General features: G+C 65.1%; 22 protein-coding genes and 1 other RNA gene. 16 read left to right on the top strand and 7 right to left on the bottom strand.

The features are described from left to right. The first annotated feature begins 21 nt into the window (after positions 1-21). Entirely contained in the window at positions 22-3,744 is a 3,723-nt protein-coding gene (locus FBZ93_RS28555) for an AsmA family protein (protein ID WP_146990560.1), read from the top strand. A gap of 65 nt (positions 3,745-3,809) precedes the next feature. Here the strand turns inward: FBZ93_RS28555 and FBZ93_RS28550 are convergent, their stop codons facing one another. The 6 genes from FBZ93_RS28550 to ssrA form a co-directional block, all read right to left on the bottom strand. After that, the gene (locus FBZ93_RS28550; RefSeq protein ID WP_146990558.1) at positions 3,810-4,163 is read right to left on the bottom strand and encodes a VOC family protein; all 354 of its coding nucleotides are present in this window, start codon (positions 4,161-4,163) and stop codon (positions 3,810-3,812) included. 56 nt (positions 4,164-4,219) lie between these two features. Next, complete coding sequence (locus tag FBZ93_RS28545; RefSeq protein ID WP_021077181.1) at positions 4,220-4,495, bottom strand: ribbon-helix-helix domain-containing protein; 276 nt, start codon at positions 4,493-4,495, stop codon at positions 4,220-4,222. Beyond that, a complete protein-coding gene (locus tag FBZ93_RS28540) occupies positions 4,492-4,695 on the bottom strand; it encodes a DUF4169 family protein (protein ID WP_074128041.1) in 204 nt (67 codons plus the stop codon). Before FBZ93_RS28540 ends, FBZ93_RS28545 begins: the two co-directional genes overlap by 4 nt. Positions 4,696-4,971: 276 nt before the next feature. Beyond that, on the bottom strand, positions 4,972-6,387 hold the full coding sequence (gene fumC / locus FBZ93_RS28535) for a class II fumarate hydratase (protein ID WP_146990556.1): 1,416 nt from the start codon (positions 6,385-6,387) through the stop codon (positions 4,972-4,974). A 175-nt stretch (positions 6,388-6,562) separates the two neighbouring features. Continuing rightward, the gene (locus FBZ93_RS28530; protein ID WP_050421036.1) at positions 6,563-7,084 is read right to left on the bottom strand and encodes an SspB family protein; all 522 of its coding nucleotides are present in this window, start codon (positions 7,082-7,084) and stop codon (positions 6,563-6,565) included. 142 nt (positions 7,085-7,226) lie between these two features. Continuing rightward, positions 7,227-7,589, bottom strand: a transfer-messenger RNA (tmRNA) gene (gene ssrA / locus FBZ93_RS28525). A 76-nt stretch (positions 7,590-7,665) separates the two neighbouring features. Between ssrA and FBZ93_RS28520 the strand changes: the two genes are divergently transcribed. The 12 genes from FBZ93_RS28520 to FBZ93_RS28465 all read left to right on the top strand — a co-directional run bounded on the left by FBZ93_RS28520 (position 7,666) and on the right by FBZ93_RS28465 (position 18,328). Beyond that, on the top strand, positions 7,666-8,277 hold the full coding sequence (locus FBZ93_RS28520) for a chromate transporter (protein ID WP_208764076.1): 612 nt from the start codon (positions 7,666-7,668) through the stop codon (positions 8,275-8,277). Then, positions 8,274-8,807 carry a chromate transporter gene (locus FBZ93_RS28515; RefSeq protein ID WP_146990554.1) on the top strand — a complete coding sequence of 178 codons (534 nt, stop codon included), beginning with the start codon at positions 8,274-8,276 and terminating at the stop codon, positions 8,805-8,807. Before FBZ93_RS28520 ends, FBZ93_RS28515 begins: the two co-directional genes overlap by 4 nt. Positions 8,808-8,901: 94 nt before the next feature. Further along, positions 8,902-9,402: a tripartite tricarboxylate transporter TctB family protein gene (locus tag FBZ93_RS28510; RefSeq protein WP_146990552.1), complete on the top strand. Its 501-nt coding sequence runs from the start codon at positions 8,902-8,904 to the stop codon at positions 9,400-9,402. A 7-nt stretch (positions 9,403-9,409) separates the two neighbouring features. Then, positions 9,410-10,924, top strand: coding sequence for a tripartite tricarboxylate transporter permease (locus tag FBZ93_RS28505; protein ID WP_167529251.1), 1,515 nt, complete (start codon positions 9,410-9,412; stop codon positions 10,922-10,924). A 186-nt stretch (positions 10,925-11,110) separates the two neighbouring features. Further along, positions 11,111-12,091, top strand: a complete 981-nt coding sequence (locus tag FBZ93_RS28500; RefSeq protein WP_146990548.1) for a tripartite tricarboxylate transporter substrate-binding protein — start codon at positions 11,111-11,113, stop codon at positions 12,089-12,091. A gap of 195 nt (positions 12,092-12,286) precedes the next feature. After that, positions 12,287-13,081 carry a thymidylate synthase gene (locus FBZ93_RS28495; protein ID WP_050628412.1) on the top strand — a complete coding sequence of 265 codons (795 nt, stop codon included), beginning with the start codon at positions 12,287-12,289 and terminating at the stop codon, positions 13,079-13,081. Beyond that, positions 13,081-13,566, top strand: coding sequence for a GNAT family N-acetyltransferase (locus FBZ93_RS28490; RefSeq protein WP_146990547.1), 486 nt, complete (start codon positions 13,081-13,083; stop codon positions 13,564-13,566). Before FBZ93_RS28495 ends, FBZ93_RS28490 begins: the two co-directional genes overlap by 1 nt. Continuing rightward, entirely contained in the window at positions 13,566-14,078 is a 513-nt protein-coding gene (locus FBZ93_RS28485; RefSeq protein ID WP_146990545.1) for a dihydrofolate reductase, read from the top strand. The genes FBZ93_RS28490 and FBZ93_RS28485 overlap by 1 nt, the downstream gene beginning before the upstream one ends. Positions 14,079-14,222: 144 nt before the next feature. Then, entirely contained in the window at positions 14,223-15,365 is a 1,143-nt protein-coding gene (hflK, locus tag FBZ93_RS28480) for an FtsH protease activity modulator HflK (RefSeq protein WP_146990543.1), read from the top strand. Then, entirely contained in the window at positions 15,362-16,261 is a 900-nt protein-coding gene (gene hflC, locus FBZ93_RS28475; RefSeq protein WP_146990541.1) for a protease modulator HflC, read from the top strand. The genes hflK and hflC overlap by 4 nt, the downstream gene beginning before the upstream one ends. A 78-nt stretch (positions 16,262-16,339) precedes the next feature. Beyond that, positions 16,340-16,540, top strand: coding sequence for a DUF2065 domain-containing protein (locus FBZ93_RS28470; protein ID WP_050421088.1), 201 nt, complete (start codon positions 16,340-16,342; stop codon positions 16,538-16,540). Positions 16,541-16,828: 288 nt separating this feature from the next. After that, entirely contained in the window at positions 16,829-18,328 is a 1,500-nt protein-coding gene (locus FBZ93_RS28465; RefSeq protein ID WP_208764075.1) for a Do family serine endopeptidase, read from the top strand. A 227-nt stretch (positions 18,329-18,555) separates the two neighbouring features. Here FBZ93_RS28465 and serB read toward each other — a convergent pair whose 3' ends face one another. Continuing rightward, a complete protein-coding gene (serB, locus tag FBZ93_RS28460; protein WP_146990538.1) occupies positions 18,556-19,461 on the bottom strand; it encodes a phosphoserine phosphatase SerB in 906 nt (301 codons plus the stop codon). Between serB and miaA the strand changes: the two genes are divergently transcribed. The 3 genes from miaA to FBZ93_RS28445 all read left to right on the top strand — a co-directional run bounded on the left by miaA (position 19,460) and on the right by FBZ93_RS28445 (position 23,619). Continuing rightward, positions 19,460-20,389, top strand: a complete 930-nt coding sequence (gene miaA / locus FBZ93_RS28455; RefSeq protein WP_146990883.1) for a tRNA (adenosine(37)-N6)-dimethylallyltransferase MiaA — start codon at positions 19,460-19,462, stop codon at positions 20,387-20,389. The two genes, serB and miaA, sit on opposite strands and share 2 nt — an antisense overlap. Positions 20,390-20,842: 453 nt before the next feature. Next, positions 20,843-22,618 (top strand): acetolactate synthase 3 large subunit, encoded by a 1,776-nt coding sequence (locus FBZ93_RS28450; protein WP_146990537.1) that lies wholly within the window; start codon positions 20,843-20,845, stop codon positions 22,616-22,618. Between the two features lie 14 nt (positions 22,619-22,632). Further along, positions 22,633-23,619, top strand: a complete 987-nt coding sequence (locus FBZ93_RS28445; protein ID WP_146990535.1) for a threonine dehydratase — start codon at positions 22,633-22,635, stop codon at positions 23,617-23,619. Positions 23,620-23,635 lie beyond the last annotated feature (16 nt).

Here is a 23,635-nt window from a genome sequence, read left to right as displayed (position 1 = left end):
GCGGGCTCAAAGGGAGACACCGTGCAGACGACGCTGCTCGGCCTGGCAATCGCCTTCATTCTGGCACTGGTCGCTGCGCTGGTCGGTCCGTATTTCGTAGACTGGAACCAGTTCAGGCCGCAGTTCGAGGCGGAGGCGTCCAAGATCATCGGCGCGCCGGTTCGCGTCGCCGGCAATCTGGACGCGCGTCTGCTGCCCGCTCCCTCGCTGCGGTTGAAAACCGTCACCGTCGGCGGCGCCAACGACATCGGCAAGGTCCGGGCCGCCAATCTCGACGTCGAGTTCAGCCTGAGCTCCCTGATGCGCGGCGAAGTGCGCGCGAACGAGCTCACCATCAACGGCCTGTCGCTCGATCTCGGGCTCGACCCGAAGGGGCGGATCGACTGGTCGCCCTCGAGCGGGACCTTCAATCTGGCGTCGCTGGCGATCGACCGTCTCAATCTGACCGGCCGCGTCGCGCTGCACGATGCCGCGAGCCGCAGCACGCTCGAGCTGAACGACATTGCCTTCAGCGGCGATGTCCGCTCGCTGGCCGGCGCGATCCGCGGCGACGGCAATTTCATGTTCGACGGCAACCGCTACCCGTTTCGGATCTCCTCGGGGCAAAGCGCTGATGGCAGCGGCACCCGCCTGCATTTCAACATCGATCCCGGTCAGCGGCCGGTGTCGGCCGACCTCGACGGCATCCTGACCTTCGACGCCCGCGCGCCGCGGTTCGAGGGCACCGTGACGCTGGCAGGCACGCCGGGCCAGCGCGGCGGCAGCGACATGCCGTCCTGGCGGATCGCAGCCAAGGTCAAGTCGGACTATTCGGCGGCGCGTCTCGACCAGGTCGAGGTGAGCTATGGCGCCGAGGACCGTGCGCTGAAGCTCGCGGGCAATGGCGATCTGCGGTTCGGCACATCGCCGCTGCTGCGTGCCTCGCTCTCGGCGCGGCAGCTCGATGGCGACAGGTTCTCCGCCAAAGATAACGCCAAGGACGGCGGCAACGGCAATGTCGAGCCGGTGCGCGTGCTGCCGGCCATGCGCGCGGTGTTGTCGGGTCTTCCGCAAAGCCCGATACCGGCGCAGGTCGAGTTCACGTCCGAGCAGGTCATGCTGGGCGGCCGCCCGTTGCAGGACATCTCGGCCGAGCTGCAATCGGATGCGAAATCATGGACGGTGCGCCGGCTGGAGTTTCGCGCGCCGGGCTCCACGCGGGTCTCGATGAGCGGCGCGAGCGCGCAAGCCGGGGTCGCGAACAGCTTCAAGACCGCGCTCAACATCGAATCGTCCGATCCCGATACGCTGATGACCTGGCTGCAGGGGCGGGGCGACATCGCCTATCGCAGCCAGAAGCCGCTCCGCTTGCGCGGCGACGTCACGGTGTCGCCATCGGGCTTTTCGATCGACGCCATGAAGGCGGAGATCGAGGGCGGCGCGCTCGAGGGCCGCATCGCGGTCGCGCATCGCGAGGCGACGAGCGGATCGAAGGTCGAGGCACAGTTGAAGGCGGAACGGCTCGATCTCGATGCGACCGCGACCTTCATCCGCTCGCTGGCCGGTCCGCAAGCCGAATGGCCTGACGAGGCGCAGCTCTCGCTCGACGTCGGTCGCGCAATCTCCTCGGGGCAGGAATTGCGACCGCTGCTGGCAAAGATCGCCTACAGCCCGAAGAGCATCGTGCTCGAGCGCGTGAAGATAGGTCAGCCCGACAATGTCACGCTGGACGGCAGCGGCAATTTCGACCGCGCCAATTCGACCGGCAGGCTCGCGGTTGACGCGACCGCCGCCTCGCTCGCCCGGCTGACGGCCGTCGTTCAGCCCTTCGCGCCGGCGCTTGCCGCGCGGCTCGGCGTGCTCCGCGCGGATGCCGGTCCGGTCCGCGCCAAGCTCGCACTCGACCTCGGTAAGGGCAAGGCCGCGGATCACGTCAGCGCGCGCGCGACGCTCGATCTCGACACGCCGCAGCTCAAGGGCAATACGCTGATCTCGGCGACGCCGCCGGTCGCCGCGATCCGCGCGCTGGATTTCGATGCAATTCGCCGCAGCGAGGTGACAGCCGAGGCGAAAGTCTCCGCCGCCGAGGGCAATGCGCTGCTGGCGCTGCTTGGGCTCGACCATGCGGTCGCAGCCGGCGCGGGCGCGACGCAGTTCGAAGGCACCGTGATCGGCGCGTGGCACGCGCCGCTCAGGCTCAAGGCCAGGCTCTGGGGCGCGGGGCTCGACGCTGATGCGGAAGGGACTGCCGAACCGTGGACCAAGGACGGCGCCAGCGAGAGCAAATCGAGTGTCAGCCTCCGCGTCCGCAGCGCCGACATCAGTCCGCTGCTCAATCTGAAATCATCCGATCCCGCCGCGAACGTCCGCCTGTCATCGAAGCTGACGCTCGCGGGCGACAAACTGACCTTCGACGATCTCGACAGCATCGTCGCGGGGTCGCGGCTGCGCGGCCGTCTGGCGCTGACGCTCGGCGATCAGAAGAGCATCGATGGTGAAGTCGGCCTCGATCAGATCTCGCTCGCGCCGATCTTCGTTGCGGCGATCGGCGCGGCTGGGCACGATGCGACGGAGCCGCTCGGCCTGGGGCTGACGAGCGCCTGGCGCGGCAGGGTCACGTTCGAAGCGCTGCACGGTCTGCTGCCGGGCGGCGCCGAGCTGCAGCCGGTCAGCGGCAGCATCAGGTCGGACGGGCAGTCGCTGACCTTCGACGGCATCAAGGGCAAGATCGGCGGCGGCGAGGCGAGCGCTTCCATCGATGCGCGACAGGGCGTTAATGGACTTGCCTTGAATGCAAATGTGCAGCTGTCGGGCGTCGACGCTTCGGCCTTGCGCTATCGCAGTCTCGCGATGCCCAAGGGACGTGCCGCAATGCAGATGACGTTGTTGACGCAGGGCCGCAGCGCTTCGGCGCTGATCGGCGCGTTGTCCGGCAGCGGCGCCGTGACGCTCGACGGGCTGAACCTTCCAGGCCTCGATCCGCGCGCGTTCGACGTTGCGATCCGCGCCAGCGATTCCGGGCAGGCGACCGACGATACGCGGTTGAGGCAGATCGTCGAACCGGCGCTCGCGGCAGGTCCGCTGTCGGTTGCTTCGGCGCAAATTCCCTTCAACATCCGCGACGGCCGCATCCGGGTTGGTGCCACCACGCTCGCGGCGAGCGGCGCCAATGTCATCCTGTCCGGCGGCTACGACATTCCGGCCGACCAGGCCGACATCCGCGCCGCGCTGGCATCGACGCAGGTCGGCACCACAAACAGCCGCCCGGAAATCCAGCTGCTTGCCGTGGGCACGCCCGACGGATTGTCGCGCAGCATCGACATTGCGGCGTTGTCGTCGTGGCTCGCGGTGCGCGCGATCGACCGGGAGACAAAACGGCTCGATGCGATCGAACGCGGCGAGCCCGCGCCGCCGCCGACCCCGGCGGCCCTTCCGCCCCCCGCCGCGCCGGCGCCTGATGGGTCCAACTCGAATTCGGCCGGAGTGCCTTCCGCCAACTTGCCGGCGCCCGGCCCCGATCCGCGCCGCGTGCCGCCGAAGCCGAAGATCGTTGCGCCGCGGCCGCCGGCAGTCCCGCCGGTCGCCGCCGCGCCCGTCATTGCGCCGCCTGCGCCGATCGTGAGCCAGCCGCAGCTGGCGCCGTTGCCGCCGCCGATCGAGATCAAGCCGGTGCCCGGCGCGGCCAGGTCGAGGCCGTTGCGACCGCCATTGTCGCTGACGCCACAGGTCGCCAATCCGCCGCCGCGACCGGCGATGCAGAACTAGAAACGCGATTTCAAGCGAAGCAGGCGCCGGTTCGCGTGAAGAAACGCGTCAAACGACGCGCCGGCTCACGATTGGTGCTGGAGAATATTGATCAGCCGGTCGAACGGATCGCGGACGAAGAAGCGCCGCACGCCCCAAGGCTCGTCCGCCGGACCGTACTCGATCGCGATGCCGGCAGCCTGCATCCGGTGCAGCGCTTCATCGAGGTCGTCGACCTCGATCGAGAGATCAGGCACCGGCGTGCCGGAGCCACCTTCGGAAGCGAAGCTGATTTGAACCTGCATCGTTTCGGATGAGCCGTAAGTCGCAACCCAACCGAAATCCATCAACGGCTCGAGGCCCAGGATATCGCGATAGAATGACTTCGCTGCCGCGATGTCAGATGCGGCAACGTTCGCGACAATACGATTGACCTTCATGCTGAAGTCCGCGCCGTGGAACGACCGTCTGCCGTAGCGACGGTCGGTGAGGGCCGTCAGGCCTGCTGGCGCGTGTCGACCTGCTGCGGCCTGACATCCGTCGGCACGGCCGGAGTGGCGCGCGAGCGGAAATAGTCGAGCACGAAAAGCCGGATAGCGGAGGACAAATTGCCTTGCTGACGGTTGCTGTCGATCTCGCCGACCAATTCCGACAGCGTCATGTTCCGCAGACCGGAAATCTCCTTCATGCCGTTCCAGAAGGCTTCCTCGAGGCTGACGCTGGTCTTGTGACCGGCAACGACGATCGAACGCTTGACGACGGGAGACTTCATGATGCGTCTCCACTGTCGATACGCTTCGGATCCAGGAGGTGCTGATCGAGCGCACGCGCGCTGCGCTCGCCGAGAAATTCGTCACGCGCTCGTTCAGATTTGGTGCGACCGAATAGCGCACGATTGGCTTCGGCCTGCTTCGCTGCTTGTTCGCGCTCACCGCGCTTCTTGAATCGTTTCAAGTTGACCACGTCGCCCATGCTCGTCGTCCTCATCGTCCCCAAAGCGGAATTGGTGATGCATCGTGACGAAAGCAAGAGCGATCGCGCTGCGCGCCCGGCTCGATACCCATCCCGAATCCCCGTTTGATGCTTGTGATAGCATCAAAGAATCCGTTTCGCTCTGCGAAAACTAGACGTCTGTACCATGCGCCAGCGCAGAGCTGATAGGCAAACAGCCTTAGTCTTTAGGCGTTATGGTCCATAATTATATCACGCGCGCTGACCGTAATTATCCGGACATTGCGCGTCGTCCGCTCAGCCGGGGTGTGTCATTTTGTCCGGCTGCACGAGGCGATCAAATTCATCCGCGGACACAAATCCGAGCCGCAAAGCCTCTTCCTTCAACGTCGTTCCGTGCGCATGCGCGGACTTCGCGACCTTCGCTGCGTTGTCGTACCCGATCTTCGGCGCGAGCGCGGTCACCAGCATCAGCGAGCGCTGCATCAGCTCGTTGATGCGCTTTTCGTCGGCGCGTATGCCGACAACGCAATGCTCAGTAAATGAGCGGACAACGTCAGACAGCAACTGAATGGAATTTATCATACAATATGCCAACACGGGCTTGTACACGTTCAGCTCGAAATGGCCCTGGCTGCCGGCGACGGTGATGGTGGTCTGATTGCCGAACACCTGGCAGCAGACCATGGTCATCGCTTCGCACTGGGTCGGATTGACCTTGCCCGGCATGATCGAGGAGCCCGGCTCGTTCTCGGGCAGGATCAATTCGCCGAGGCCCGAGCGCGGGCCCGAGCCGAGGAAGCGGATGTCGTTGGCGATCTTGAACAGGCCGGTCGCCACCGAATTGATCGCGCCATGCACCAGCACATAGGCGTCGTTGGAAGCGAGCGCCTCGAACTTGTTGGCGGCGCTGGTGAACGGCAGCTTGGTAATCGCGGCGACATGCCTTGCGAAGGCGCTCGCGAATTCCGGCTTCGAGTTGAGGCCGGTGCCAACAGCAGTGCCGCCCTGCGCGAGCGGAAACAGCTCCTTCACGGCGGTGTGCAGCCGCGCGATGCCGCTCTCGACCTGCGCGGCGTAACCGGAGAATTCCTGGCCGAGCGTCAGCGGTGTCGCGTCCTGGGTGTGCGTGCGTCCGATCTTCACGATCTTGGCGAACGCCTCCTGCTTCTGGTGCAACGCCTGATGCAACCCGGTGAGGGCAGGGATCAGGTCGGCGATGATGCGGTCCGCTGCTGCGATATGCATCGCGGTCGGAAACGAGTCGTTCGACGACTGACTCATGTTGACGTGATCATTCGGATGGACCGGCTGCTTGGCGCCGAGCTCGCCGCCGAGCATCTGGTTGGCGCGGTTGGCGATCACCTCGTTCACGTTCATGTTGGTCTGCGTGCCCGAGCCGGTCTGAAACACGACGAGGGGAAAATGATCGTCGAGCTTGCCGTCGATCACTTCCCTGGCGGCGCCGATGATGGCGTCGGCGCGGCGTGCATCGAGCTGGCCGAGTTCGCGGTTGGTCTCGGCCGCCGCGAGCTTGACGATGGCGAGTGCATGAATGATCGCGATCGGCATCCGGTCGTGGCCGATCTTGAAATTCTGCCGCGAGCGCTCGGTCTGCGCGCCCCAGTAGCGATCGGCGGCGACGTCGATCGGACCGAAGCTGTCGGTCTCGCTACGGGTGGCGGCGTTGGATGGTGTCGTCGACTGAGCCATGAATGCTCTCCGTTGCGTCATCAGCACGTGATCCGGCATGGCGCCGGCTCTCCGCCGCGGCAGCACGAAAGCGGCCGCGCGAAGACACGTTCATGCAGAAGATAGTCCGGGATGACGATCTGTCATCCCGCTCCTGCTCGCATCCTACAAGGTCGAGGATCGATCTGCGTTTAGATTATTTCTTGCGGAAGCGGTCCAGCCGCACCACCTCGGCGCCTTCGCTGGGCTTTGCAGGCTCCTGCTCGGTCTCGGCCGTCTCGGTCTCCACCGCCGCCCGAGCAGCCGGTGCGGGGAGGGGAGCGGCCGGTGCCGTCGCAGGAGGAGCTTCCTCGGACAGTGCGTCCGAGACGTCGAATCGCAGGTCGAACGGTGCCGACGGATCGAGGAAACGCGTCACCGCGGCAAACGGCACGTTGAGCCGCTCGGGAATCCCGCCGAACGACAGGCCAACCTCAAACCGATCTTCCGTCACCACCAGATCCCAGAACTGGTGCTGCAGGATGATGGTCATCTCCTCCGGATACTGCGCGAGCAGCCGCGGCGACAGCTTCACGCCGTCGCCGTGCGAGAGGAAAGTGATGTAGAAATGGTGCTCACCCGGCAGGCCATGTTCGGCCGCGTCCGACAGGACCCGGCGCAGCACCCCGCGCAGCGCATCGCGCGCCAGCACGTCATATCGGATGTGATCGGTCGCCATGGTGATCCTGTCGCTTCGCAAATAGCTGGTGAGGCTCGCCGGATGATCCGACTCGCCCCCTTTGGCCCCATGCTACCTCGCCGGGAGCCGGAAATCAGCAGGGCTGGCGGCTGAAATAGGGGCGGACGCCCATTCGAGAATAAGTGGAGGCTTCTGTTGCCAGGTGCCTCCGAACCCCGCCTAGCGGAGCTTAACCCGCTAGGACTTTAAGATGGTCTTTCAAACTGCGTTACGCAGCCTGAGCAACCGGAGCAAAGTTGTCGTTGGCAACTATTGCATTAGCCCGATAACGGCGGAACCATACCGAGAAAAAACACGCCCTTTACGCCCTCGTCGATCCTATTTCGCCCCCGCCAAAAGCCACCGAAGGGGGCTCAGATGGGTTTTGGTGGAGGCGCCGGGTACCGCCCCCGGGTCCGAATGGTTTATTGCGACGGTCATTTATTTCCATAGCCGGCGAACCGGCACCCCCAATATAGCGGCAAAGCGATAGAAAAACAGAGCCGATTCAGACCCTTTCCGCTGTGAAAACACGCCGATTTGGGTTGGCCGGCATCCTGACGCCGTTCTAGATTTTGCCCATGCTCCCGGAATCCCCGCCGGTTGCCACCCCGGCGCCGGATGCCCCCGCACCGTCTCCAGCCCTGCAGCCCGGCCTGCTCGAGCTGTTCCTAGCCTTTGCCAAGATGTCGCTGGCCGGCTTTGGCGGGGTCCTGGTCTGGGCCCGGCGGGCGATCGTTGAACAGCACCGCTGGATGACGGCGGAGGAGTTCAACGAGACCTTCGCGCTGTGCCATTTCCTGCCAGGTCCGAACATCGTCAACCTATCGGTCGTTTTCGGCTCGCGCTTCCGCGGCATCGCGGGCGGGCTGGCGGCCTTTGCCGGGCTGGTCGGGCCGCCGATGGTGATCGCGACCATCCTTGCCGCGCTCTACGCCCGCTACGGCGATATCGATATCCTGCGCCGGACACTCGCCGGCGTGGCCTGTGCCGCCGTCGGGCTGTTGTTCGCCGTCGTCCTCAAGATGATGATGCCGCTCCTGAAGCGGCGTGATGTCACAGGCCTCGTCATTCTATCAGCGGTTTTCGTCGCGATCGGACTGATCCGATGGCCGCTGCAGATCGTGCTGCTGGTGGCGATCCCGCTCAGCCTCGCGATCACGATCCTGACCCGCCGCAGGGTGCAGGCATGAGTCCGGAGTCCAACCCGATCGCGGCGCTGCTCTGGACCTTCGGCCTGATGTCGCTGTTTGCGGTCGGCGGCGCCAATTCGGCGATCCCCGAAATGCACCGCGCTGCCGTCGACGTGCATCACTGGCTGACCGACAAGCAGTTCGCCGACGTGTTCGCGATCTCGCAACTCTCGCCGGGACCGAACGTGCTGATTGTGACGCTGATAGGCTATTCTGTCGCAGGCGTTGCCGGAGCATTGGCTGCGACGGTTGCGATGTGCGGACCGACCGCGCTGCTTGCCTATTATGTCAGCCGTTTCCTCGATCGTTCGCGCGACGCGCGCTGGCCGGCGATCATCCAGGCGGCATTGGTTCCGCTGTCGATCGGCCTGATGGCCGCCTCAGGCCTGATCGTGGCACAGACATCAGACCAAAGTTGGATCGCGGTCCTGATCACCATTGTCGCAGCCGCGCTTGCTTTTGCGACGCGGATCAATCCTTTGTGGATGTTGCTTGCCGGAGGTCTCTTGGGTTTTGCTGGCGTTGTCTGACGAAAATCGCTAGCAAGGCTTTTGGTCAACGCACCGCAAGCCAAGCCATTCAATCAATACGGGCGGGACAGCCCTGACGGGGGGAAGCGAAGTCATGAGCGATACGCCGAGCGAGGCGCCGGTCAAATCGATCTTGCCGAAATGGGTGCGCGGCCCGCAGGACTTTATCGGCGGGCTCGCCATGATGGCGGTTGCGCTGTTTGCCTTGTGGGCCTCCAGCGATTTGCAGGGCATGCACGGATTTTCGTTCGGCGCCGGAACCGCGCCGCGGATGTTCGCCGTGCTGCTGCTGTTGCTCGGCGGCGCTGTCGCGCTGGTCGGAATTCTGAAGGACGGCCCGCACATCGCGCCGTATTCCTGGCGCGGCCCGCTGTTCGTATCGGCGGCAATCGTGTTCTTCGCATTGGCGATCCGCCCGCTCGGGCTCGTCGTCTCCGCCTTTGCCGCTTTCCTGATCGCGGCGATGGGCTCGCATGAGACGAAATGGATCGAAGCCATCATCGTCGGCGCCTGCCTGACAGTCGGCTGCGCGCTGCTTTTCCCCTATGTGCTGGGACTTCCGATGCCGATGTTCCCGCGTTTCCTGATCCAGTGAGGGCGTGATGGAACTGTTTGCCAATCTCGCCCACGGTTTCGTGGTTGCATTCTCGCCGATCAACCTTCTGATGTGCCTGATCGGTGCGCTGGTCGGCACGCTGGTCGGCGTGCTGCCGGGCATCGGCACGATCGCCACCGTCGCCATGCTGCTGCCGATCACCTTCGGCCTGCCGCCGGTCGGTGCGCTGATCATGCTCGCCGGCATCTATTACGGCGCGCAATATGGCGGGTCGACCACCTCGATCCTGGTCAATATTCCGGGCGAGGCGACCTCCGTGGTCACCGCGCTCGACGGCCACCAGATGGCCAAGCAGGGTCGCGCCGGTCCGGCGCTCGCGATCGCCGCGATCGGTTCGTTCTTCGCCGGCTGCGTCGCCACCGTGCTGATCGCCGTGCTCGGCGCGCCGCTGACCAAGCTCGCGCTGGCGTTCGGCCCGGCCGAATATTTCTCGCTGATGGTGCTCGGCCTGATCTTCGCGGTGGTGCTGGCCAAGGGCTCGGTGCTGAAGGCGATCGCGATGATCGTGTTCGGCCTGTTGCTGTCGATGGTCGGCTCCGACATCGAGACCGGCGCCTCGCGCATGGCCTTCAATATCCCCGAGCTCGCCGACGGCCTCGGCTTTGCCACCGTGGCGATGGGCGTGTTCGGCTTCGCCGAGATCATCCGCAACCTCGACCACGGCGCGGAGATGGATCGCAATTTGGTGCAGCAGAAGATCACCGGCCTGATGCCGACCAGGAAGGACCTAATCGACTCCTCGCCGGCGATCCTGCGCGGCACCGTGCTCGGCTCGATCCTCGGCATCCTGCCGGGCGGCGGCGCCGTGATCGCGTCGTTCGCGGCCTATACGCTGGAGAAGAAGCTGGCGAAGAATCCGTCGCGGTTCGGCCGCGGCGCGATCGAGGGCGTGGCGGCGCCGGAAAGCGCCAACAACGCCGCGGCGCAGACCTCGTTCATCCCGCTGCTCACGCTCGGCATCCCGCCGAATGCGGTGATGGCGCTGATGGTCGGGGCGATGACTATTCATGGCATCGTGCCGGGTCCGCAGGTGATGCAGAAGCAGCCCGACCTGGTCTGGGGCATGATCGCCTCGATGTGGATCGGCAATCTGATGCTGATTATCATCAACCTGCCGCTGGTCGGCATCTGGGTCCGTCTGCTGCGCGTGCCGTACCGGCTGATGTTCCCCTCGATCGTGGTGTTCTGCGCGATCGGCATCTACTCGGTGAACAACGCGCCGGTCGATGTCGTGCTCGCAGGTGCGTTCGGTCTGGTCGGCTACTGGCTGATCAAGCACGATTTCGAGCCGGCGCCGTTGCTGCTCGGCATGGTGCTGGGCCCGCTGATGGAAGAGAACCTGCGTCGCGCACTCTTGATCTCGCGCGGCGACTGGAGCGTATTCCTGTCGCGGCCGCTGTCGGCGGTGCTGCTGGCGATTGCGGCAGGTCTCCTGGTGCTTGCCGTGCTGCCGGCCTTGCGTGCGAAACGCGACGAAGTGTTCGTCGAGTCGGAGGGCTAGAGCATGATCCGGAAAAGTGTGAAGCGGTTTTCCGGATAGATCATGCTCAAACAAGGGAGCGTCAACCCTGCGTCGGCGCGCCGCAGGCGGAAGTCGAATCGACTCGCGCTGTCGTCTCATGAAATGAAAATGCCGGCCGATTTGGCCGGCATTTTTATTGGTCAAACGTTCCCGGGAGGAATTGAGATGATGTCCATTCGCTCGCTTGCGGGCGCATGCCTTTCGGCATTTGCAGCGCTCGGCGCATTCGCCGTGCCGGCATCAGCGCAAAACTATCCGACCCGCACCATCACCATGATCGTGCCGTTCGCAGCCGGCGGTCCGACCGACGTCATCTCGCGCATCGTCACCGCGCACATGGCGCAGACGCTCGGACAGAGCATCGTAATCGAGAACGTGGTCGGCGCCGGCGGCACCACGGCGACGACGCGTGCCGCGCGCGCCGCCAATGACGGCTATACGCTGATCACAGGGCACATGGGCACGCACGCCGCGTCCGTGCCGCTCTATCCGAAACTTGCCTATCATCCGGAGAAGGATTTCGAGCCCGTCGCGCTGCTCGCGGGCACGCCGATCCTGATCCTGGCCCGCAAGGATTTTCCGCCGAAGGATCTGAAGGAGTTCGTCGCCTACGTGAAGGCCAATGCCGAGAAGGTCAACGCCGCGCATGCCGGCATCGGTTCGGTCTCGCACGCCTCCTGCGAACTCTTGAATTCGATCCTCGACGTCAAGCCGGTCGGCGTGCCTTTCAACGGCACCGGCCCTGCCATGAATGCGCTGGTCGCCGGCCAGGTCGATTATATGTGCGACCAGATCGTCAATGCGGTGCCGCAGATCAAGGCCGGCACCATCAAGGCCTATGCGGTCGCGACGCCCGAGCGCAACCCGTCGCTGCCTGAGGTGCCGACCACGACGGAGGCCGGCCTGCCGGCCTTCCAGGCTCAGGCCTGGAACGCGGTGTTCGCGCCAAAGGGAGCCTCGCCCGCGATCATCGCGACGCTGAACGCGGCGGCGATCAAGGCGCTCGACGATGACAACGTCCGCAAGCGCCTGCTCGACCTCGGCAGCGTGATCCCGGCGCCCGCCAACCGCACCCCGGAGGCGCTGGCGACCCTCGTGAAGAACGAGATCGCGAAATGGACCCCGGTGCTCAAACCGGCAAGTTAATCCAGCGCGATCAAGCGGATAGAGCAAGGGCTGCAAAGGGCGGAACGCGAGTTCCGCCCTTGTCGTTTGCCGGGGGAGTGTTCATTTTTCAGGGTATAATCGGTGCGTTCAGCCGAATCGGCGTGTTGACCGGCGGTCCTGGCCGCTACATTCGCCGTTCTCTCGAAGCTCCGAAAAGACCGCCAAGAACCAGTCATGAACCAGTATCACGACCTGCTCGAACGCATCCTCGCCGACGGCGCCGAAAAGCACGACCGCACCGGCACCGGCACGCTTTCGATCTTCGGCCACCAGATGCGCTTCAACCTCTCGGCCGGCTTCCCGATGCTGACCACCAAGCGGCTGCCGCTGAAGGCGATCGTGCACGAGCTGCTCTGGTTCCTCGCCGGCGACACCAACATCAAATATCTCAACGACAACGGCGTCACGATCTGGGACGAATGGGCCGATGCCAATGGCGATCTTGGCCCGGTCTACGGCTCGCAGTGGCGCTCCTGGCCCGCGCCCGATGGCCGTAGCATCGACCAGATTTCGAACGTGATCGAGATGATCAAGCGCAATCCGGACTCGCGGCGGCTGATCGTCAGCGCCTGGAATCCGGCCGAGGTCGACAAGATGGCGCTGCCGCCGTGCCACTGCCTATTCCAGTTCTATGTCGCGAACGGCAAATTGTCCTGCCAGCTCTATCAGCGCTCCGGCGATGTCTTCCTCGGCGTGCCCTTCAACATCGCCTCCTACGCGCTCTTGACCATGATGGTCGCGCAGGTCACCGGCCTGAAGCCCGGCGATTTCGTGCACTCGCTCGGCGATGCGCATCTCTATTCGAACCATCTCGAGCAGGCGCGGCTGCAACTGACGCGGCCGACGCGGCCGTTGCCGACGATGGCGATCAATCCCGACGTGAAGGACATCTTCGCGTTCCGCTACGAGGATTTCAAACTCGAAGGCTACGACCCGCATCCGCATATCAAGGCCGAAGTCGCGGTCTGATGTCGCTGACCATCCGCCGCGCGCGGCCCGATGAGGCCGGACTGGTGTTCTCGCTGGTCCGCGAGCTCGCCGACTACGAAAAGCTGTTGCACGAGGTCCATGCCAGCGAGGCCGATATCGCCGAAGCGCTGTTCGGCGAAAGCCCGCGGTTGTTTTGCGACATCGCCGAATGGAACGGCGAGCCGGCCGGCTTCGCGGTCTGGTTCGTCAACTTCTCGACCTTCGCCGGCCGTCACGGCATCTACCTCGAAGACCTCTTCGTGCGCCCGGCGCTGCGCGGCAAGGGGATCGGCAAGGCGCTGCTGGTGCATCTGGCGAAGCACTGCCTCGACAATGGCTGGTCGCGCCTGCAATGGGCGGTGCTCGACTGGAACGCGCCGTCGATCGCATTCTACAAGTCGCTCGGCGGCGAGATGATGGACGAATGGACGATTTGCCGCGTCTCCGGCGCGGCGCTGTCGGCACTCGCGGAAGGAACGCGCTGATGGAGATCGTGCTCCTCGTTGCGGTCGCCGAGAACGGCGTGATCGGGAGCGGCAACGCAATTCCGTGGCGGCTGAAATCCGATCAGCAGCGCCTCAAGGCGATGACGCTGAACAAGCCCATCGTGATGGGGCGCAAGACGTTCGAGTCCCTGCGCCGGCCGCTGCCGGGGCGCACCAACATCGTGGTGACGCGCGATGCGAACTACCGTGCGCGCGGCGCTATCGTCACGACGTCGCTCGAAAACGCCCGCGCAATTGCGCTTGGTGACGCGCTGCGGCGTTTCGCCACTGAAATTGCAATCATCGGTGGTGCCGAGATCTACGCGCAGTGGATGGGCATCGCCGATCGCTTGGAGATCACCGAGGTCCACGCCCGGCCGGACGGCGATACGCGGTTCGAAAACATCGATGCGAAGGAGTGGGAGGAGGTCGCGCGCGTGCGAAATCCGGCAGGTCCGGACGACAACGTCGACTTCTCCTATGTGACATATCGTCGGCGCGGCCAACGTTAACCAATGTTTGCATTGACAATTATGGCCCGGCGCATAGCTCGTCCGCTCAGGAAGCTTGCGTTGTAAGGGCCCAAGCGGTCCCCTATAACCGGGCCGGACATTCGAGCCCGGGCGTCCCGTCCGGACTTGCCGAGGAGATGTTTGATGCCGTGGAAAAATCAAGGCGGGGGGCCATGGGGCTCGGGTCCGAAAGGACCATGGGGCACCGGTCCGCAGTCGGCCGGGCCAAGGCCGCCGGATCTTGAGGATCTGCTGCGGCGCGGCCAGGACCGGCTGCAGCAGTGGCTGCCCGGCGGGCATTTCAGCGGCATGGGCATCGCGCTGGTGCTGGTCGCCGCGCTCGCGATCTGGTTCGCGACCGGAATCTTCCGCGTCCAGTCCGAAGAGCTCGGCGTCGTTCTGCGCTTCGGCAAGTATGACCGCGACGCGCAGCCTGGCCTGCGCTATCACCTGCCATATCCGATCGAGACGGTGCTGCTGCCGAAGGCGCTGCGCGTGAACACGATCTCGATCGGCATGACCCTGATCGACGATCCCGCGCGGCGCGGCCGCTCGATGCGCGACGTGCCGGAAGAGAGCCTGATGCTGACCGGCGACGAAAACATCGTCGACGTCGACTTCACCGTGTTGTGGCGCATCAAGCCGGGCGGGGCCGGCGCCTATCTGTTCAACATCCAGAATCCCGAGGGCACCGTGAAGGCGGTCGCCGAAAGCGCGATGCGCGAGGTGATCGGCCGCTCGCAGATCCAGCCGATCCTGACCGGGGCGCGCAACGTCACCGAGCAGAACGTGCAGGAGCTGATGCAGAGGACGCTCGACACCTACAATGCGGGCATCCAGATCACCCAGGTGCAGATGCAGAAGGTCGATCCGCCGGCGCAGGTGATCGACGCGTTCCGCGACGTGCAGGCGGCGCGCGCCGACCTCGAGCGCAAGCAGAACGAGGCGCAGACCTACGCCAACAGCATCGTGCCGGGAGCACGCGGGCGTGCCGCGCAGATCCAGCAGGCCGCCGAGGGCTACAAGGAGCAGGCGGTCGCCGAGGCCAAGGGCCAGAGCGCGCGCTTCCTCAAGGTTTATGAAGAGTACAAGAAGGCACCCGACGTGACGCGCGAGCGCATCTATCTGGAGACCATGGAACGCGTGCTCGGCGGCTCCGAGAAGCTCGTTTTCGACGGCCAGGGCCAGAACATCGTGCCCTACCTTCCGCTCGGCGAACTGACGCCGCGGCGCCCGCCGACGGCAGCGCCGGCCACCACCGGCCAGCAGCAGGGAGCCACCCGATGAGGTCCCCTGTCACCGGCATTCTGTCCCTGATCGTTCTCTTCATCGTTCTTGCCGTCGGCTACAGCTCGGTGTTCACCGTGCAGCAGACCGAGCAGACCATCGTCCTGCGGTTCGGCGAGCCGGTCGACATCGTCACCGAGCCCGGTCTGCACTTCAAGGCGCCGTGGAATTCAGTGATCAATGTCGACAAGCGCATCCTCGATCTGGAGAACCCGTCGCAGGAAGTGATCGCTTCCGACCAGAAGCGGCTCGTGGTCGACGCCTTCGCGCGTTATCGCATCAAGAATGCGCTGCGCTACTACACCAGCGTCGGCTCGATCCAGGCGGCCAACTTGCAACTGACCACGCTGCTCAACGCGGCATTGCGCCGCGTGCTCGGCGAGGTCAACTTCATCACGGTGGTGCGTGACGATCGCGAGAAGCTGATGTCGCGGATTCGCGAGCAGCTCGACAAGGAGGCCGACGGCTACGGCATCGAGGTCGTCGACGTCAGGATCCGCCGCGCCGACCTGCCGGAGCAGAACAGCCAGGCGGTCTACAACCGGATGAAGACCGAACGCGAGCGCGAGGCGGCCGAGTTCCGTGCGCAGGGCGACCAGAAGGCGCTGGAGATCCGCTCCAAGGCCGATCGCGAAGCAACCGTGATCGTCGCCGAGGCGAACTCCGCCGCGGATCAGACCCGCGGTGCGGGCGACGCCGAGCGTAACCGCCTGTTCGCCGAAGCCTATGGCAAGGACAAGGATTTCTTCGCGTTCTACCGCTCGATGACGGCCTATGAGAACGGCCTCAAGTCCAGCGACACGCGTTTCCTGTTGCGGCCGGACTCGGAATTCTTCAAATACTTCGGCAGTGCAAGCGGCAAGCCGCCTGAGGCGGCGGCTGCGCCGAAACAGTAAATTCACGACACGGCGGCGCGGACAACGCGCCGCCGTCACTTGAAGAACAACAATCATCGAGCGGGAGGTTGCCATCCGATGAGGTCAATAGCGTTCGGCGACTTCCTCATCGGTCTGGGAATCCTGTTCGTGCTCGAGGGCATCCTGTTCGCGGCGAGCCCCGCCTGGATGCGCCGGGCAATGAAGAGCGCGCTGGCGACGCCCGACAACATCCTGCGCATCGTCGGCATCGGTTCGGCGGTCGCGGGGCTTGTCCTGATCTGGGCGGTGCGCCGCTGAGCTAGATTGTCGTTCCGGGGCATGCGAAGCATGAACCTCAGGTGCGCAATTGCGCACCGGGGAACCTCGAGATTCCGGGTCTGGTCCTTCGGACCATCCCGGAATGACAAACAAGACTGAACACAATCGTGAGCCTTCGCCAGCCGGTTTTTCGCCGAAATGCCCGGGTGAGATGCTTGCGCCAAATGCCCGTTCGGGCGCACTCTGCCACCACGGACGCTACCTGCGACCTCGGGCGCACACTGCGACCAAGCTAATTTGAACCCGTTTGCCTGGAGAAACTCCGACATGATCGCTGCCAGACCAGCCCTGAGCCGTCGCCTCCGCATGATGGGAGCTGCGATCTCGATCGGTGCTGCGAGCATGCTGAGCTCCGTGCCGGCGTTCGCGCGCGGCCCCGAGGGCATCGCCGACATCGCCGAGAAGGTGATCGACGCCGTCGTCAACATCTCGACCTCGCAGACGATCGAGGCCAACAAGGGCGGCGCCATGCCGCAGCTGCCGCCGGGTTCGCCGTTCGAGGAATTCTTCGACGACTTCTTCAAGAACCGCCGCGGGCCGGGCGGCAAGGGTGGTGAGAAGGGCGGCGAGTTCCAGCCGCGCAAGACCAACTCGCTCGGCTCGGGCTTCATCGTCGACACCGCGGGTATCGTCGTCACCAACAACCACGTCATCGCCGACGCCGACGAGATCAACGTCATCCTCAACGACGGCACCAAGATCAAGGCCGAGGTGGTCGGCGTCGACAAGAAGACCGACCTCGCGGTGTTGAAGTTCAAGCCGCCGAAGCCGCTCACCGCGGTCAAGTTCGGCGACAGCGACAAGATCCGCCTCGGCGACTGGGTGGTCGCGATCGGCAATCCGTTCAGCCTCGGCGGCACGGTGACCGCGGGCATCGTCTCGGCCAAGAACCGCGACATCAGCCAGGGCCCGTATGACAGCTACATCCAGACCGACGCCGCCATCAACCGCGGCAATTCCGGCGGTCCGCTGTTCAACCTCGATGGCGAGGTGATCGGCGTCAACACGCTGATCATCTCCCCGACCGGCGGCTCGATCGGCCTCGGTTTCGCCGTGCCGTCGAAGACGGTCGCCGGCGTCGTCGACCAGTTGCAGAAGTTCGGCGAGCTGCGCCGCGGCTGGCTCGGCGTGCGCATCCAGCAGGTCACCGACGAGATCGCCGACAGCCTCAACATCAAGCCGGCGCGCGGCGCTCTGGTTGCCGGCATCGACGACAAGGGCCCGGCCAAGCCGGCGGGCATCGAGCCCGGCGACGTCGTCGTCAAGTTCGACGGCAAGGACGTCAAGGACCCCAAGGATCTGTCGCGCATCGTCGCCGACACCGCGGTCGGCAAGGAAGTCGACGTCGTCATCATCCGCAAGGGCAATGAGGAGACCCGCAAGGTTACGCTCGGCCGGCTCGAGGACAATGACAAGGTTCAGCAGGCCAACGCCAAGCCCAAGGACGACACCGCCGAGAAGCCGGTGACCCAGAAGGCGCTCGGCCTTGACCTCGCGGCGCTGAGCAAGGATTTGCGCACCAAGTACAAGATCAAGGACAGCGTGAAGGGCGTCGTCGTCACCGGTGTCGACAACGCCTCCGATGCCGCCGAGAAGCGGCTGTCGGCCGGCGACGTCATCGTCGAGGTGGCGCAGGAGGCGGTGTCCAGCGCCGCCGACATCAAGAAGCGCGTCGACCAGCTCAAGAAGGACGGCAAGAAGTCCGTGCTGCTGCTGGTCTCCAACGGCGACGGCGAACTGCGGTTTGTGGCGCTCGGCGTGCAGTAGCAGCACGCTGACGCCTCATCCTCACTGGCATCATCCCCCGCGAAGCGGGCGCCGCCGCCGTGTTGCTTGACGTCTTGAATTGCGAACCATCCTCATCGTCGTCCCTGCGAACGCAGGGACCCATAACCACAGATGGTCATTGTTGCGCGATCGTCGAACGACGAGTCCCCGTGACCACATTCGCCACGGAGTATGGGTCCCCGCTTTCGCGGGGACGACAAGCGAGTTTATCCCGCCACGAACTCGTCCCGCCGATAACCCTGCGCGTACAACAGCGCGGTGAGGTCACCGTGGTCGATCCGGACCGCGGCTGCGGCTGCGACCGCTGGCTTGGCGTGATACGCAACCCCGAGACCTGCGGCCTGGATCATGCCGAGGTCGTTGGCGCCGTCGCCCACCACCAGCGTGTCGATGTCGTCGAGATCGAAGGACTCAGTCAGCTCGATCAGGGTGGCGAGCTTGGTGGCGCGGCCGAGGATCGGCTCGACAACTTCGCCGGTCAGCTTGCCGTTCTCGACCTGCAACTGGTTGGCGCGGTTCTCCTGGAAGCCGACCTTCTCGGCGACCACCTTGGTGAACAGGGTGAAGCCGCCCGAGATCAGGCAGGTATAGGCGCCCTGCGCGCGCATGGTCATGACCAGCTCGCGGCCGCCCGGCGTCAGCGTGATGCGCTTGTCCAGCACCTCGTCGACGACGCCGACCGGCAGGCCCTTGAGCAGCGCCACGCGTTCGCGCAGCGCAGACTCGAACTCGATCTCGCCGCGCATCGCGCGCTCGGTGATGGCGGCGACATGGGCCTTCAGCCCGGCGAAGTCGGCGAGTTCGTCGATGCACTCCTGGCCGATCATGGTCGAATCCATGTCGGCCAGAAAAAGCTTCTTGCGCCGGCCGATCCGAGGCTGCACGACGATGTCGATCGGCAGGTCGCCGCGGGCCTGGCGCAGGCGCTCTTCGATCGCCTTGATGTCATCCCTGCTGGCGTCCTGGCGTTCAAAGGGAATGTCGACGGCGACCTCGTTGAACAGCCACTGCGCCGGGCCGGGTGATGGCAGCACGGCCCGCGCGCCGTCGACGATGGTGGAGTCGAGCGCGGGGCTTGCAGGATTGCAGATCAGCGTGGCAACGAGGGACATGCAGGCGCATTCGGGATTGTTGGACAAGGCAGTGCTTATCGCAGGGCCGACCGCCAGCGGCAAGTCGGCGCTGGCGCTCGCGCTTGCGCAGCGCACCGGCGGGGTCGTGATCAACACCGATTCCATGCAGGTCTATCGCGACCTCCGGATCATCACTGCGCGGCCGACCGCCGCCGAGGAGGCGCTGGTTCCGCATCGGCTCTACGGCCATGTCGACGCCGGCGTGAATTTCTCCGCCGGCGCCTGGGTGACTGACGCGGCGAGGGTGCTCGGCGAGGCGCGTGCGCGGAGACAGTTGCCGATCTTCATCGGCGGCTCGGGCCTCTATTTCAAGGCACTGACGCGCGGCCTCTCGGCGGTGCCGCCGATCCCCCCTGATGTGCGCGACGCTGTCCGTGCAAGGCTGGAGCAGCGCGGCGTCGAGGCGCTGCATGCCGAACTGGCGCAGCGCGATCCGGTGTCGGCCGAGCGGCTGAAGCCGCGGGACCGCACCCGGATCGCGCGCGCGCTCGAGGTCGTCGAGGCCACTGGCCGCCCGCTGCCGGACTGGCATCGCGACGGCCTGCCGCCGCTGCTGCCTCGGAGCGAATTCCACGCGCTGTTTCTCGCGCCTGACCGGGAGAAACTCTATGCGCACATCGACGCCCGGTTCGGCGCGATGCTCGATGCCGGCGCGCTCGACGAGGTTGCCGCGCTGGCAACGCGCCGGCTCGATCCGCTGCTGCCGGCGATGAAGGCCCATGGCGTGCCGGTGCTGATCCGGCACCTCAAGGGGGAGATCAGCCGGGAGGAAGCCGCCGAGATCGGCCGCGCCGACACCCGCCATTATGCCAAGCGCCAGTTCACCTGGTTTCGCCACCAGCTTCCGGAATTCGAATGGGTCGAGCCGGAGGCGGCGAAGGGATGGCTGGAGAGCCGGATTCCGTAGTCCGGTAGCCCGGATGGAGCGCAGCGCAATCCGGGGACGTCAGCTCCGCGGAGACGCTGGCCCCGGATTTCGCTTCGCTCCATCCGGGCTACAGGAGGGTCTCCGGGTGCCGCACGCCCGTCAGCCATGCGCGTTCGCCTGCGCAAAAACACTCGCCGAACGAGCGGAACCCCGGTAGAGTACGGAAATCGCGAAAGTGCTTGCCTTGCCTTGACATTCAGGCTTTGGCCGCTATGTTCGCGCAACCTTTGGGAAGACTGGGTCGTCTCGTGCGCAACATTATTACCAAACTCCTTATCGCCGTCGTACCCAGGCACACCGCCGGGGATGGCTAGCGGCCATCCAAATTCGGGCGGTGTGCATGGGGCCTCTGGGGCCCCTTTTTATTGCCCGAAGCCGAACTGACGAGAACCGACAAAAGCCGCGCAAAAACAAGCGCATCCGGAGCGAACCATGACCGACAAGAGCCACGATCCCAATCAGATGACCGGCGCCGCGATGATCGTGCGCGCGCTCATCGATCACGGCGTGCAGCATGTCTTCGGCTATCCCGGCGGTGCGGTGCTTCCGATCTATGACGAGATTTTCCAGCAGAGCGAGGTCGAACACATCCTGGTCCGCCACGAGCAGGGCGCCGGCCATGCCGCGGAAGGCTATGCCCGCTCGACCGGCAAGCCCGGCGTGGTGCTGGTGACCTCGGGCCCGGGCGCCACCAACATGGTGACGCCGCTGACCGACGCGCTGATGGATTCGATCCCGCTGGTCTGCATCACCGGCCAGGTGCCGACCCATCTGATCGGCAACGACGCCTTCCAGGAATGCGACACCGTCGGCATCACGCGGCCCGCCACCAAGCACAACTGGCTGGTGCGTGACATCAACGACCTCGCCAAGGTGCTGCACGAGGCCTTCTATGTCGCCACCACCGGCCGCCCCGGTCCGGTGCTGGTCGACGTGCCGAAGGACGTGCAGTTCGCCACCGGCACCTATCATCCGCCGCGCAAGTCGGACGTTCACATCTCCTATACGCCGCGCGTCAAGGGCGATGCGACCCAGATCCGCAAGGCGGTGGCGATGCTCGCCAACGCGAAACGCCCGGTGATCTATTCCGGCGGCGGCGTGATCAATTCCGGCCCCGAGGCCTCGCAGCTGCTGCGCCAGCTGGTGGAGGCGACCGGCTTCCCGATCACCTCGACCCTGATGGGGCTGGGCGCCTATCCAGCGTCCGGTGCCAACTGGCTCGGCATGCTCGGCATGCACGGCACCTACGAGGCCAACATGACGATGCATGATTGCGACGTCATGTTGTGCGTCGGCGCGCGCTTCGACGACCGCATCACCGGCCGCACCGACGCGTTCTCGCCGGGCTCGAAGAAGATCCACATCGACATCGACCCGTCGTCGATCAACAAGAACATCCGCGTCGACGTGCCGATCATCGGCGACTGCGGCAACGTGCTCGGCGACCTCTTGCAGGTGTTCAAGGCGGAAGCCAAGAAGCCCGACATCAAGGCGTGGTGGCAGCAGATCGCGCAATGGCGTGCGCGCAACTCGCTGTCCTACCGCAAGAACAACGATATCATCCTGCCGCAATACGCGATCCAGCGCCTGTTCGAGCTGACCCGCGGCAAGGACACCTACATCACGACCGAAGTCGGTCAGCACCAGATGTGGGCGGCGCAGTTCTACGGCTTCGAGGAGCCGCATCGGTGGATGACCTCGGGCGGCCTCGGCACCATGGGCTACGGCCTGCCGGCCGCGGTCGGCGTGCAGGTGGCGCATCCGGACAGCCTGGTGATCGACATCGCAGGCGACGCCTCGGTGCAGATGACGATTCAGGAAATGTCGACCGCGGTTCAGTTCGAGCTGCCGATCAAGATCTTCATCCTGAACAACCAGTACATGGGCATGGTGCGGCAGTGGCAGCAGCTGCTGCACGGCAACCGCCTGTCGCATTCGTACTCCGAGGCGCTGCCGGACTTCGTCAAGCTCGCCGACGCCTACGGTTGTGTCGGCCTGCAGGCGACCAAGCCGTCCGATCTCGACGGCGCGATCAAGGAGATGATTGCGATCAAGCGCCCGGTGCTGTTCGACTGCCGCGTCGCCGCGCTGGAGAACTGCTTCCCGATGATTCCATCGGGCAAGGCGCACAACGAGATGCTGCTGCCGGAAGAAGCGACCGACGAGGCCACCGCGAAGGCCTTCTCCGGTGGCAAGGCGCTGGTGTGATGTGAAGGTGGATCATGTTTGATCTGAACGAACTCGAGCGCGCGCACAGGATCGTCGGCACCGCGGTGCCGGCGACGCCGGCGTATGCCTGGCCGTTGCTGGCTGAGCGGCTCGGTACCGAGGTCGTGGTCAAGCATGAGAACCACACGCCGACCGGCGCCTTCAAGGTGCGCGGCGGCCTCGTCTATCTCGAGCGGCTGAAGCGTGAGCGGCCCGATGTGCCCGGCATCATCTCGGCGACGCGCGGCAATCACGGCCAGAGCCTGGCGTTTGCCGCGGGGCGTCACGGCGTGCCGGCGGTGATCTATGTGCCGCGTGGCAATTCGGTCGAGAAGAACCGCGCGATGCATGCGTTCGGCGCCGAGCTTGTCGAGCACGGCGAGGACTTCCAGGCCGCGCGCGAAGAAGCCGAGCGCCGTGCCCAGTTCGCCGGCCTGCACATGGTGCCGTCGTTCCACACCGACCTGGTGCTGGGCGTTGCGACCTACGCGCTCGAGCTGTTCCGGTCAGCACTCGACCTCGACATTCTCTATGTGCCGATCGGGCAGGGCTCCGGCATCTCCGGCTGCATCATGGCGCGCGACCTGCTCGCCCTGAAGACCGAGATCGTCGGCGTGCAGTCGACCGAGGCGCCGTCCTACGCGTTGTCGTTCGCGGCCGGAAAGATCGTGACCACCGAGACCAGCAACACCCTGGCCGACGGCATGGCGACGCGGATTCCGGACGCGGACGCGTTCGCCCTGATCCGCAAGGGCGCGTCCCGTATCGTGCAGGTCACCGACGACGAGGTCGGCCAGGCGATCCGCGCCTATTGGACCGACACCCACAATCTCGCCGAGGGCGCCGGTGCCGCGGCGCTTGCGGCTGCGCTGCAGGAAAAGAGCAGGCTCGCCGGCAAGCGGGTCGGCTTGATCCTGAGCGGCGGCAATATCGATTTCGATCTGTTCCGGACCTGGATCGGGACGGATGCTGCGCCGGCCGCCCAGCGGGCGGTGGCGTGAACAGAATGTAAGGGGA

The sequence above is a fragment of the Bradyrhizobium macuxiense genome (assembly GCF_007993935.1).
Taxonomy (GTDB): domain Bacteria; phylum Pseudomonadota; class Alphaproteobacteria; order Rhizobiales; family Xanthobacteraceae; genus Bradyrhizobium; species Bradyrhizobium macuxiense_A.
This window is presented reverse-complemented; position numbering and strand designations above follow the sequence as displayed.